General features: G+C 69.2%; 11 protein-coding genes and 1 riboswitch. Of the genes, 8 read left to right on the plus strand and 3 right to left on the minus strand.

The annotated features are described in order from the left end of the window. Positions 1–32 precede the first annotated feature (32 nt). The 3 genes from ribB to DIE02_RS09335 all read right to left on the minus strand — a co-directional run bounded on the left by ribB (position 33) and on the right by DIE02_RS09335 (position 3,276). Complete coding sequence (gene ribB, locus DIE02_RS09325; RefSeq protein WP_124488632.1) at positions 33–743, minus strand: 3,4-dihydroxy-2-butanone-4-phosphate synthase; 711 nt, start codon at positions 741–743, stop codon at positions 33–35. Between the two features lie 118 nt (positions 744–861). Then, positions 862–1,010: riboswitch (FMN riboswitch) on the minus strand. A gap of 189 nt (positions 1,011–1,199) precedes the next feature. Then, positions 1,200–1,883, minus strand: a complete 684-nt coding sequence (locus tag DIE02_RS09330; RefSeq protein WP_044846799.1) for a helix-turn-helix domain-containing protein — start codon at positions 1,881–1,883, stop codon at positions 1,200–1,202. 217 nt (positions 1,884–2,100) lie between these two features. Then, the gene (locus DIE02_RS09335) at positions 2,101–3,276 is read right to left on the minus strand and encodes an MFS transporter (RefSeq protein WP_124488631.1); all 1,176 of its coding nucleotides are present in this window, start codon (positions 3,274–3,276) and stop codon (positions 2,101–2,103) included. 147 nt (positions 3,277–3,423) lie between these two features. On the opposite strand from DIE02_RS09335, the gene DIE02_RS09340 reads away from it, so the two are divergent. The 8 genes from DIE02_RS09340 (at position 3,424) to lnt (ending at position 11,804) form a co-directional block, all read left to right on the plus strand. Then, positions 3,424–4,356, plus strand: a complete 933-nt coding sequence (locus DIE02_RS09340) for a LysR family transcriptional regulator (RefSeq protein WP_044846801.1) — start codon at positions 3,424–3,426, stop codon at positions 4,354–4,356. 273 nt (positions 4,357–4,629) lie between these two features. Continuing rightward, positions 4,630–6,003, plus strand: coding sequence for a tRNA (N6-isopentenyl adenosine(37)-C2)-methylthiotransferase MiaB (gene miaB / locus DIE02_RS09345; protein ID WP_124488630.1), 1,374 nt, complete (start codon positions 4,630–4,632; stop codon positions 6,001–6,003). A 33-nt stretch (positions 6,004–6,036) separates the two neighbouring features. Continuing rightward, positions 6,037–7,083 carry a PhoH family protein gene (locus DIE02_RS09350; RefSeq protein ID WP_124488629.1) on the plus strand — a complete coding sequence of 349 codons (1,047 nt, stop codon included), beginning with the start codon at positions 6,037–6,039 and terminating at the stop codon, positions 7,081–7,083. A 152-nt stretch (positions 7,084–7,235) separates the two neighbouring features. After that, positions 7,236–8,021 carry an rRNA maturation RNase YbeY gene (gene ybeY / locus DIE02_RS09355; RefSeq protein ID WP_124488628.1) on the plus strand — a complete coding sequence of 262 codons (786 nt, stop codon included), beginning with the start codon at positions 7,236–7,238 and terminating at the stop codon, positions 8,019–8,021. Positions 8,022–8,035: 14 nt separating this feature from the next. Beyond that, positions 8,036–8,668, plus strand: coding sequence for a gamma-glutamylcyclotransferase (locus DIE02_RS09360; RefSeq protein ID WP_124488627.1), 633 nt, complete (start codon positions 8,036–8,038; stop codon positions 8,666–8,668). A 67-nt stretch (positions 8,669–8,735) separates the two neighbouring features. Next, positions 8,736–8,885: a hypothetical protein gene (locus DIE02_RS35460; protein ID WP_185500336.1), complete on the plus strand. Its 150-nt coding sequence runs from the start codon at positions 8,736–8,738 to the stop codon at positions 8,883–8,885. A 287-nt stretch (positions 8,886–9,172) separates the two neighbouring features. Beyond that, entirely contained in the window at positions 9,173–10,060 is an 888-nt protein-coding gene (locus tag DIE02_RS09365; RefSeq protein WP_044846806.1) for an HlyC/CorC family transporter, read from the plus strand. 52 nt (positions 10,061–10,112) lie between these two features. Continuing rightward, positions 10,113–11,804, plus strand: a complete 1,692-nt coding sequence (gene lnt / locus DIE02_RS09370) for an apolipoprotein N-acyltransferase (RefSeq protein WP_124488626.1) — start codon at positions 10,113–10,115, stop codon at positions 11,802–11,804. Positions 11,805–11,891: the final 87 nt, after the last annotated feature.

An 11,891-nucleotide genomic window follows, 5' to 3' on the forward strand; every position in this document is an offset into this window, starting at 1 on the left:
CGGGCGCCACGGTGCGCCCGCCATGCCGGCCCTCAGGCCGGCTCGCAGCAGCGCTCGCGCGCGGCCGCCAGCGCTTCGCGGAATTCGACGAGCTCCGCGATCGTCAGCATCGGCAGCCCGTGCTGCTGCGCGAAACGCTCGACGTCGTCGCCGCGCGTCATCGTGCCGTCGGGATTCATCAGCTCGCACAGCACGCCCGCCGGCTTCAGCCCCGCGAGGATCGACAGGTCGACCGTCCCTTCGGTGTGGCCGCGGCGCGCCAGCACGCCGCCCGGTTGCGCGCGCAACGGAAACACGTGGCCGGGGCGCACGATGTCGTACGGCTTCGCATCGTCGGCGATCGCCGCGCGGATCGTCGTCACGCGGTCGGCCGCGGACACGCCGGTATGCACGCCTTCGCGCGCCTCGATCGACACGGTGAACGCGGTGCCGTTGCGGCTCTCGTTGGTCTGCACCATCGGCGGCAGCTCGAGCGCGCGGACCTTGTCGTCGGTCAGGCACAGGCACACGATGCCGCTGCACTCTCGGATCAGGAGCGCCATCGTCTCGGGCGTGATGCGTTCGGCGGCGACGATCAGGTCGGCCTCGTTTTCCCGGTCGTGATCGTCCTGCAACACGACCGCGCGGCCCGCGCGCAACGCGTCGAGTGCGGCGGCGATGCGCGGCGGCACCGGTTCGGAATCCAGCAACGGGAGATCGGCAAAGGCGTCGGCAGGTGCCGACGAAACGGACTTGAAGGACATGTGAAACGCTCCTCGCGATTACGATTTGGGCGAAAAACGTTTCAGGGCATTGCAAACAGACAGAACGACAACCCGCTTCGCACAGACGGCAAAGCGGCCCTGACGGACATGACTATCTGCACATCTTCTCTCATCCGGACTATGACCGTCGGCTCTGGCATTCGACCAGATCTGCTGACCCCGCGCAAATGCGCGGGCGCTCGCGGGCTCGCCGGCTTTCGCCAGCCTACCGCCGGTGGGGAATTTCGCCCCGCCCTGAAGACGCACTGATTACCGGCCACGGGGATCTCCCCGTGGAACGGCCGGCCAAGCATACATCAGCTGCGCGCACCGCGCAGCGAACCACACCTAAAACCTTACTGACGACGCCGTCTAACGGCATCGTCCGAACGGCCGACACCGGGCCTGCGCGCGTCCCGATGGAACCGGCGCCGGCCCGGCGACCCGCCCGCGCGCTCAGCCGGCCGCGTGCGCGGCGTCGGGCACGAGCCAGCGCGGCGGCACCTCGGGGCTCACCGTCACGCGGAACGCGCGCGCCTCGCTGTCGCCGGGATTGCGCAGGCTGTACGGCTGGTCGGCGTCGAACACGATTGCGTCGCCGGTCGCGAGCAACTGGCGGCGATCGTGCACGCTGACTTCGAGCGTGCCCTCGCTGACGACCAGGTTGACCGTCGTGCCGGGCGCGCGGCGCGTGCCGGGCTCCGTGTGCAGCGGCGCGATCCGCAGCTCGTGGAACTCTGCCGCGGCCGGTTCACCTTCAGGATACAGCGCACGCGCCGAGAAGCGGCCGTTCGAGCTGACGACGCGCGCCGCGCGCTCGGCCGCCAGGTGCTCGAAGCCGTTCACCGCGTGACGGCGCAGGAATGCGGCGACCGATACCTTGAGCGCCGCGGCGATCTTGCAGAGCACCTTGATCGACGGCACGCTGCGCGCGGATTCGATCTGCGCGAGCATCGCGCGCGACACGCCGGACAGCCGCGCGAGCGCATCGAGCGACAGCTGCCGCTCGGCGCGCAGGCGCGCGAGGTTCACGCCGACGACCTGCTCGAGGACGTCGAGCGACGCGGACGTCCGCGCGTCGACGGCATTGCCGGATTCGAAGGAAGACACGTCGCGCACCAGCGCAAGGGGTGAAGACATAGCATGGCCTCCGGGCCGCCGCGCGGCCCTGCGAATGGGGTAAGCCTGAATCGGAATCGGGTTGCGCCACGAACGGCGCGTATCGAGACGCTATCACCCGGCCCCGACCCGGCAAACGAAGTTATCTTCACACCGTTATCAGCATCGCGGAGGAATGCGTTTCTCGCGAACCTTTTCCTGTCGCCATAGCGCCGGTGCACCGCCGCCCGATGCACCATCAATGCGCGGCCGGTGCGGCGCCGCGCGCCGGCGCGCGCGCATCGAGCCGCATCGCGAGCCACGTGACGACGAGCGCCGCGAACGTCACCGCGACGGCGACCCACGGCAGCGCGTCGAGCGCGAAGCCGTGCCCCAGCGCGAGGCCGCCGAGCCACGCGCCGGCGGCATTACCGACGTTGAACGCGCCGATGTTCAGCGTCGACGCGAGATGCGGCGCGCTCGCGGCCTTCTCGACGACGCGCGCCTGCAGCGGCGGCACCGTCGCGAACGCGGCGATTCCCCATACGAACACGGTCACCGCGGCCGCGACCGGCAGGTGGCTCGTCTTCGCGAACACGGCCATCACGGCCATCAGCGCGACCAGGATCGCGATCAGCGACGGCATCAGCGCGCGATCGGCGAGCTTGCCGCCGAGCGTGTTGCCAACCGTCAGCCCCGCGCCGAACAGCACGAGGATCAACGCGACCGCGCGCGGCGAATAGCCGGTGACGGTTTCGAGGATCGGCGCGATATACGTGAACACGACGAACACGCCGCCGAAGCCGAGCACGGTCATCAGCAGCGCGAGCCAGACCTGCGGCTCCTTCAGCACGCGCACTTCGTGGCCGAGGCCGACGGGCCCGCTGTCGTGGCGGTTCGGCACCAGCAGCGCGACGCCGCCGAGCGACAGCACGCCGAGCGCGGCGACGATCCAGAACGACGCGCGCCAGCCGAGCAGCTGGCCGACGAACGTGCCGAACGGCACGCCGAGCACGTTCGACAGCGTGAGGCCCGTGAACATCAGCGCGATCGCGCTCGCGCGCTTGTCGGCCGGCACGAGCGACGCGGCGACCACGGCGCCGATCCCGAAGAACGAGCCGTGCGCGAACGACGTGACGACGCGCGCGACCATCAGCATCGCGTAGCCGGACGCGGTCGCGCACAGCACGTTGCCGACGATGAAGATCGCCATCAGCAGCTGCAGCGCGGCCTTGCGCGGCATGCGGCTCGTCAGCACCGCGAGCAGCGGCGCGCCGGCCGCGACGCCGAGCGCGTAGCCGGTGACCAGCAGCCCGGCCGACGGCAGCGACACGGCGAGGTCGTGCGCGACTTCGGGCAACAGGCCCATGATGATGAATTCGGTGGTGCCGATGGCGAAGGCGCTGATCGCGAGCGCCAGGAGCGGAATGGGCATGACGTTCTCCGAAAGGGCGGCGGACGCGGCGCCCGGTCGGTGCCGCACCGCACAAAAGGCGGGATCTGCGCGCATTGTCCCGAATACGCCTATCTTTGATAATTGGCGTGGCATTTGAACCATTTTCAAAAATTTCTGGGAAATCCGATGGATCGACTGGGCGACATCCGGCTGTTCGTCGAGGCGGCCGAACTGGGCAGCCTGTCCGCGGCCGGGCGCAAGCTGAACCTCACGCCGGCCGCCGCGAGCGCGCGCCTTGCGAAGCTCGAGGCGAAGGTCGCGACGCGGCTGTTCGAGCGCTCCACGCGGCAGCTGCGGCTCACCGACGAAGGCCGGCTCTACCTGAACTGCTGCCGGCAGGCGCTGCAGGCGCTCGACGACGCGCACGCGCTGCTGCAGGAAGGCCGCAACGTGGTGGCCGGCAAGGTGCGGCTGTCGTCGACGTCCGATTTCGGCCGCAACCAGCTGCTCGACTGGCTCGACGAATTCACCACGCTGCACCCGGGCGTCACGTTCTCGCTGACGGCGTCCGATTCGGCGTCGAACCTGTGGCAGGACGAGATCGACCTCGCAATCCGCTTCGCCGCCCCGCCCGACGGCGCGCTGATCGCGCGCCGGCTCGCCGCGAACCGGCGCGTGCTGTGCGCGGCGCCGTCGTTCGTCGAGCGCCACGGCGTGCCGGCCGACCCGCACGATCTGGCCCGCTTTCCCTGCAACGTGATCACGATCGCGTCGGGCCCGATGAACACGTGGCGCTTCACGCGCGGCGACGAGGTGCAGACCCACACGGTGCCGGTGTCGACCGCGTTCGAGACCAACGACGGCGGCTTGACCCGCGAATGGACGCTGCGCGGCCACGGCATCGCGCTGAAGTCGCTGTGGGACATCGCCGACGACGTGCGCGCCGGCCGGCTGCGCGTGCTGCTGCCCGACTGGCGGCACCAGGACGCGCCGCTGCACGCGATCTATCACAGCAAGCGCTACATGGCGCCGCGCGTGCGCGTGCTGCTCGACTTCCTCGCCGAACGCTTCGCGCGCGAGGAAGCGGCGCTGGACGACCTGCTGAACGCGTGCCGCTGACGGCTGCCGCGCCGTCATATCAGGGTCGGAATGCAACGAAAGGCGTCGCGCGGCCGCAACCCGCCGCCCGCCCGGCACGGCGCGTAAAGCTATAATGGAGGGCTTTCCCGACGGCTTTTCACGCGTTCACGCGTTGCGCGAGAGGCTCGCCCGACGCGCGCTGCGCGCCCCGGTCCGCCACGCGGCACCGGCACGCGCCGCTGCATCGCAGCAGCCGTCCCGATTCACCCTTGACGACGCCCCCAGGTCAACCACTGCGAACGGCGAATCCCCATGACCAAGAAAGTTTACGTAAAGACCTTCGGCTGCCAGATGAACGAGTACGACTCGGACAAGATGGTGGACGTGCTCAATGCGGCCGAAGGCCTCGAAAAGACCGATACCCCGGAAGACGCGGACATCATCCTGTTCAACACGTGCTCGGTGCGTGAGAAGGCGCAGGAAAAGGTGTTCTCCGATCTCGGCCGCGTGCGCGAGCTGAAGGAAGCGAAGCCGGACCTGCTGATCGGCGTCGGCGGCTGCGTCGCCAGCCAGGAAGGCGCGTCGATCGTGTCGCGCGCGCCGTACGTCGACCTCGTGTTCGGCCCGCAAACCTTGCACCGCCTGCCTCAGATGATCGACGCGCGCCGCGAGAGCGGCCGCGCGCAGGTCGACATCTCGTTCCCGGAAATCGAGAAGTTCGACCACCTGCCGCCCGCGCGCGTCGAGGGCCCGAGCGCGTTCGTGTCGATCATGGAAGGCTGCTCGAAGTACTGCAGCTACTGCGTCGTGCCGTACACGCGCGGCGATGAAGTGTCGCGCCCGCTCGACGACGTGCTGACCGAAGTGGCCGGCCTCGCCGACCAGGGCGTGCGCGAAGTCACGCTGCTCGGCCAGAACGTGAACGCCTACCGCGGCGCGCTGGCGGCCGGCTCGTCCGAAATCGCCGATTTCGCGACGCTGATCGAATACGTCGCCGACATCCCCGGCATCGAACGGATCCGCTACACGACGTCTCATCCGAAGGAATTCACGCAGCGCCTGATCGACACCTACGCGAAGGTGCCGAAGCTCGTGAGCCACCTGCACCTGCCGGTCCAGCACGGCTCCGACCGCATCCTGATGGCGATGAAGCGCGGCTACACGGTGCTCGAATACAAGTCGGTGATCCGCAAGCTGCGCGCGATCCGCCCGGACCTGTCGCTGTCGACCGACATGATCGTCGGCTTCCCCGGCGAGACCGAAGAGGATTTCGACAAGATGATGGCGCTCGTGCACGAGATGAGCTACGACACCAGCTTCTCGTTCATCTACAGCCCGCGCCCCGGCACGCCGGCCGCGAACCTGCACGACGACACGCCGCGCGAGGTCAAGCTCAAACGCCTGCAACATCTGCAGGCGACCATCGAGGAAAACGTCGCGCGCATCAGCCAGTCGATGGTCGGGAAGGTCGAGCGGATCCTCGTCGAGGGCCCGTCGCGCAAGGACCCGAACGAACTGTCGGGCCGCACCGAGAACAACCGGGTCGTGAATTTCCCGGCGCCGCTCGCGTCGCACCCGCGCCTGATCGGCCAGATGATCGACGTGAAGATCAACCATGCGTACCCGCACTCGCTGCGCGGCGAGCTGCTGCTCGTGAGCGACGACGCGAGCGCGGCCACCCACTGACCGACTGACGTTCCACAGGAGCCCGACGCTACTTTGAAGACCGTCCAAGCACTGGAATTCACCGCGCCGCGCGACGACAACGCGCGCCTCGCCAACCTCTGCGGCCCGCTCGACGAGAACCTGCGGCAGATCGAACAGGCGCTCGACGTCACGCTCGCGCGGCGCGGCCACCGGATCACGATCCGCGGCCGCGGCGCGAAGCTCGCGCTCGCGGCGCTCGAGAACTTCTACAACCGCGCGCGCGATCCGCTGTCGGTCGACGATATCCAGCTCGCGCTGGTCGAAGTGCGCCACACGTCCGGCAACGGCCGCCAGGACACGCTCGACGTGCGCTTTCGCGGCGATCCGGACCATCCGTTCGACGAGCCCGTCGCGCAGCTCGACGCGGAAATGCCGGACGAAGAACCCGCGCCGAAGCTGTACACGCGGCGCGCCGACCTGCGCGGCCGCACGCCCGCGCAGCGCGAATACCTGAAGCAGATCCTGCAGCACGACGTGACGTTCGGCATCGGGCCGGCCGGCACCGGCAAGACCTACCTCGCGGTCGCGTGCGCGGTCGATGCGCTCGAGCGCGACCAGGTCAAGCGGATCGTGCTGACGCGCCCGGCCGTCGAGGCCGGCGAGCGGCTCGGCTTCCTGCCGGGCGATCTCGCGCAGAAGGTCGACCCGTACCTGCGGCCGCTGTACGACGCGCTGTACGACCTGCTCGGCTTCGACAAGACCGCGAAGATGTTCGAGCGCCAGATGATCGAGATCGCGCCGCTCGCCTACATGCGCGGCCGCACGCTGAACCACGCGTTCATCATCCTCGACGAGGCGCAGAACACGACGCCCGAGCAGATGAAGATGTTCCTCACGCGGATCGGTTTCGGCTCGAAGGCCGTCGTCACCGGCGACACGAGCCAGGTCGACCTGCCGCGCGGGCACAAGAGCGGCCTCGTCGAGGCGCAGCAGGTGCTCGGCGGCGTGCGCGGCATCGCGCTCACGCGCTTCACGAGCGCCGACGTCGTGCGCCATCCGCTCGTCGCACGCATCGTCGAGGCGTACGACGACTTCCACGCGCAGCACAAGGACGCGTAGGAAGCCGGCTGCGCCAGCGCGCCGCACCGGCCGACGGCCCGGCCCGCCCGACGGCGCGCCGGGCATTTTTTCGCCCGCGCGCGGCCGGTTCGAATTCGGGAGCGATCGGCCGTTTGGTGTATCCTCAACGCGTTCCAATCGCCGCACCCGTCATGAAATCTTCCCGTTCTCGCAAGTCCGGGCGCGACCAGTCCGCCGCGCCCGATTCCCCGCGTCTTTCGCTGTTCGATGCGAAGGGCAAGGCCCGGACCGTCAACGCGCAAGGGCTTCGAATCGACTTCCCGGACGGCCGCAGCCTGATGTTCGACCTGTCGGGCAGCTCGGGCGAGGCAGCCGTCGCGATCGTCGCGCAGCACAACGATCCGGCGATGCGCGCGAAGCTCGCGCTGCAGCCCGAGCACTACGACAGCGTGACGCTGCACGTGGGTGCCGAACCCGCGCCGCGCGACGAGGAAATCGCGGAAATGGCGGACGAGCTGCGCGAGCTGGAGCTCGACCTGTCCGTGCAGTACGGTGACGAGATCACCGCCGACATCCGCAAGACGCTGCCGAAACGCAAGCTGATCGCCGAATGGCTCGAGCCGGCGCTGTTCGCGAACGCGCAGCTCACCGTGCGCTTCGTCGGCGAGGAAGAAGGCCGCACGCTGAACGCCGGCTACCGCCACAAGGACTACCCGACCAACGTGCTGACCTTCGCGTACGACCCGGCGCCCGACGGCACCGTGATCGGCGACCTCGTGCTGTGCTGCCCGGTCGTCGAGAAGGAAGCGCACGAACAGGGCAAGCCGCTCATCGCCCATTACGCGCACCTGCTGGTGCACGGCGCGCTGCACGCGCAGGGCTACGATCACGAGACGAGCGACGAGGACGCCGCCGAAATGGAAGCGCTCGAAGTCGACATCCTCGCGAAGCTGGGCTTCCCGAACCCGTACCAGTAAAAGCCGTCCGCACCATGCACCACGCCGCGATGCTGCCGCCCGCCTACCCGCCGTCGATCGGCGAGGGACGGCTGCTGACGGAAGACGAACTCGCGGCGTCGCTCGCGCACACGATGCGCGACTGGGACGGCCGGCAGGATCTCTGGCTGTTCGGCTATGGCTCGCTGATCTGGAACCCCGGGCTGCCGACCATCGCCGCCGTGCGCGGCAAGGTGCACGGCTACCATCGCGGGCTCTACCTGTGGTCGCGCGTGAACCGCGGCACGCCCGAACGTCCGGGCCTCGTGCTCGCGCTCGATCGCGGCGGCTCGTGCTCGGGCATCGCGTTCCGGCTCGCGGGCCCGACTGCGCAGCCGCATCTCGAGACGTTGTGGAAACGCGAAATGCCGATGGGGTCGTACCGGCCCGCGTGGCTGCCGTGCACGCTCGAGACCGGCGAACGCGTGAACGCGCTGGCATTCGTGATGCGCCGCGACGTGCCCACCTACACCGGCAAGCTGACCGACCCCGTCGTGAAGGAAGTGTTCAGCTGCGCGGCCGGCCGCTACGGCACGACGCTCGACTACGTGAGCCGCACCGTGGACGCGCTGCGCGCGAGCGGCATCCCCGACCGCGCGCTGGAAGGGCTGCTCGCGCGATGCCGGTGATGCCCGACCGGCCGGCTTGCGCCACACCGGCCGCCGCCCCCGTGCGTTCGAAGGAGAATCCGCGCCGATGAACCCGTCACGCAGATCGCGCGTCATGCTGGCCGCGCTGCTCGTCGCCACGAGCGTCGCGCTGTCCGGCTGCGGCATGTTCGGTTGCGGCGGCGCCGCGACCAACGGCGCGGCCGCCGGCGGCTGTTCCGCCGGCATGCGCTTCTGAGGGTCCGAGCGCCCGCCCGGCCCGCCCTGCACGCGACGAAATGCCGCCGACGCCGACCGGCCGGCCGGTCGCCTCCGCTTTTTTTGCCGCCGTGCCCCGCCGCCCCTTTCTGAGATAGGATGGATACACAGGACGGCGTCGCGCCCGGCGCGGCCGTTCCCGAGCGGGGCTAGCGCGCGCCGCCTGCCCCTGGCCGGACGGCCGGTGTGACACGGCCGCGCCATGCCCTTGGTGTATCCTTGCCTACTCCGTGACCGCGCGCCCCGGCATGACCCGGGCGCACCACCATGAACGATTCGTATCCCAGTCGTAAGCTCACCGACAAACCGCAAGAAAAGCGCTCGCTGCTCGAGCGCCTGACCGACTTCATCTCGCCCGAGCCGGAATCCCGGTCCGAGCTGCTGGAAATCCTCCAGGACGCCCACGAACGCAACCTGATCGACGCCGATTCGCTGTCGATGATCGAAGGCGTGTTCCAGGTGTCCGACCTGTGCGCGCGCGACATCATGGTGCCGCGCGCGCAGATGGACGCGATCAACATCGCCGACAAGCCTGAAGACTTCATCCCGTTCGTCCTCGAGAAGGCGCACTCGCGCTACCCCGTGTACGAGGAGAACCGCGACAACGTGATCGGCGTGCTGCTCGCGAAGGACCTGCTGCGCTTCTACGCCGAAGAGGAATTCGACGTGCGCGGGATGCTGCGCCCCGCCGTGTTCATTCCCGAATCGAAGCGCCTGAACGTGCTGCTGCACGACTTCCGCGTGAACCGCAACCACCTCGCGATCGTCGTCGACGAATACGGCGGCGTCGCGGGCCTGATCACGATCGAGGACGTGCTCGAACAGATCGTCGGCGACATCGAGGACGAATACGACTTCGACGAGGAAGCCGGCAACATCATCTCGGGGCCCGACGGCCGCTTCCGCGTGCGCGCGCTCACCGAGATCGAACAGTTCAACGAGGCGTTCGGCACCGACTTCCCCGACGACGAGGTCGACACGATCGGCGGGCTGATCACCCATCATTTCGGCCGCGTGCCGCACCGCGGCGAGAAGCTGCAGCTCGGCAACCTCGTGTTCGAGATCCAGCGCGGCGATGCGCGCCAGGTCCACGTACTGCTGGTGCGCCGCAACCCCCTCGCGAGCCGCCGCGCCGAAACCTCGCACGAGGACTGACCGTCTCGCGCCGGTCGCGTCTCCTTCAACCGCTCGCCCTCTTTTGCTTCACATGGACGATCCGATCCCGTCCCGCCCGGCTGGCGGTCTTCTCGTGCCGGCGCCCGGCCGCACGCTGCCGCGCTGGCACTATCCGGCCGCGCTGCTCGCCGGCGCGGCCAATACGCTCAGCTTCGCACCGACCCCGCACGGCGGCTGGCTGCAACTCGTCGTATTCGTCTGGTTTTTCGCGCAGCTGACGCGCACGTCGAGCTGGCGCGGCGCCGCGCTCACCGGCGGCGCGTTCGGCTTCGGCAACTTCATCAGCGGCATCTGGTGGCTCTACATCAGCATGCACGTGTACGGCGAGATGGCCGCGCCGCTCGCGGGCGGCGCGCTGGTGCTGTTCTCGCTCTACCTGTCGCTGTACCCGGCGTTCTCGGCGGGGCTCTGGTCGTTCTGCGCGGGCCATGCATGGCATCGCCGCGAACCCGATCCGCGGCCGTTCTCGCCGACCTGGCACGGCGCGTTTGCGTTCGCGAGCGCCTGGGCGCTCGGCGAATGGCTGCGCGGCACCGTATTCACCGGCTTCCCGTGGCTCGCGAGCGGCTATCCGCAGGTCGACGGTCCGTTCGCGGGCTTCGCGCCGGTCGTCGGCGTGTACGGCATCGCCTGGGTGCTCGCGCTGTTCGCCGCGCTGGTCGTGCAGGCGCTCGTCGCCGCGCGCCGGGCGCCCGCATCCGAAAACAGCGCCGCCGGCAACGCGCGCGTGCGCATCGCCGCGCCGGCCGGCATCGCCGTCGCGCTCGTCGCGGCCGGCATCGCGCTGTCGCAGGCCGCGTGGACCGTGCCCGCGAACGCGCCGCTCACGGTGCGGCTGCTGCAGGGCAACGTGAAGCAGGACATCAAGTTCGAGCAGGAAGGCATCGACGCGGCGATCAAGATGTACACGCAGATGATCGTCGAGAAACCGGCCGACCTGATCGTCACGCCGGAGACCGCGATCGCGGTGATGATCCAGGAGCTGCCCGAACCGTTCGCCGTCGCGATCCGCAAGTTCAGCGACACGACCGGCTCGGCCGTGCTGTTCGGCGCGGTCGGCGCATCGGTCACGCCGGACGGCCACTACGTCGACTACACGAACAGCCTGTACGGCGTGACGCCGCACTCGCGCGACATCTATCACTACGACAAGCACCATCTCGTGCCCTTCGGCGAGTTCATCCCGTGGGGCTTCCGATGGTTCGTCAACCTGATGAAGATGCCGCTCGGCGACTTCGCGCGCGGCGCGCCGGTGCAGAAGCCGTTCCTCGTGCACAACCAGCCGGTGATGGCCGACATCTGCTACGAGGACTTGTTCGGCGAGGAAATCGCCGCGACGATCCGCGACAATCCGCAGCCGCCCGGCGTGCTCGTCAACGTGACGAACCTCGCGTGGTTCGGCGACACGATCGCGCTCGACCAACACCTGCAGATCGCGCGGATGCGCGCGCTCGAGACGGGCCGGCCGATGCTGCGCTCGACCAATACCGGGATGACCGCCGCGATCGACGCGCGCGGCCGCGTGCTCGGCCAGCTCAAGCCGTTTACGATCGGCTCGCTCGACGTGCGGATCGAAGGCACGAGCGGCTTCACGCCGTACGTGACGAGCGGCAACAACATCGTGCTCGCGGTGTCGCTGGTGCTGCTCGCGTTCGGCTTCACGTTCGGGCCGGGCCTGCGCCGCCGCAACGGCGCGAAGGCCGGCGGAGACCGGAACGCCTGACGCATCGGGCGGCCGGCGCGCGCGGCGCGGCGCCGCCGCCGCCGTCGATGCGGCATGCGGACCGCCCCGCCCGCCGACGTTCGGCGC

This window comes from Burkholderia sp. Bp8991, assembly GCF_003853795.1.
In the GTDB taxonomy this organism is placed as follows: Bacteria; Pseudomonadota; Gammaproteobacteria; order Burkholderiales; family Burkholderiaceae; genus Burkholderia.

Excerpts from the sequence above, each read along its gene's own strand:
- ribB (WP_124488632.1), bottom strand. The coding sequence starts at position 743 with ATGTCCTTCAAGTCCGTTTCGTCGGCACCTGCCGACGCCTTTGCCGAT.
- DIE02_RS09330 (WP_044846799.1), bottom strand. The coding sequence starts at position 1,883 with ATGTCTTCACCCCTTGCGCTGGTGCGCGACGTGTCTTCCTTCGAATCC.
- DIE02_RS09335 (WP_124488631.1), bottom strand. The coding sequence starts at position 3,276 with ATGCCCATTCCGCTCCTGGCGCTCGCGATCAGCGCCTTCGCCATCGGC.
- DIE02_RS09340 (WP_044846801.1), top strand. The coding sequence starts at position 3,424 with ATGGATCGACTGGGCGACATCCGGCTGTTCGTCGAGGCGGCCGAACTG.
- miaB (WP_124488630.1), top strand. The coding sequence starts at position 4,630 with ATGACCAAGAAAGTTTACGTAAAGACCTTCGGCTGCCAGATGAACGAG.
- ybeY (WP_124488628.1), top strand. The coding sequence starts at position 7,236 with ATGAAATCTTCCCGTTCTCGCAAGTCCGGGCGCGACCAGTCCGCCGCG.
- DIE02_RS09360 (WP_124488627.1), top strand. The coding sequence starts at position 8,036 with ATGCACCACGCCGCGATGCTGCCGCCCGCCTACCCGCCGTCGATCGGC.
- DIE02_RS35460 (WP_185500336.1), top strand. The coding sequence starts at position 8,736 with ATGAACCCGTCACGCAGATCGCGCGTCATGCTGGCCGCGCTGCTCGTC.
- DIE02_RS09365 (WP_044846806.1), top strand. The coding sequence starts at position 9,173 with ATGAACGATTCGTATCCCAGTCGTAAGCTCACCGACAAACCGCAAGAA.
- lnt (WP_124488626.1), top strand. The coding sequence starts at position 10,113 with ATGGACGATCCGATCCCGTCCCGCCCGGCTGGCGGTCTTCTCGTGCCG.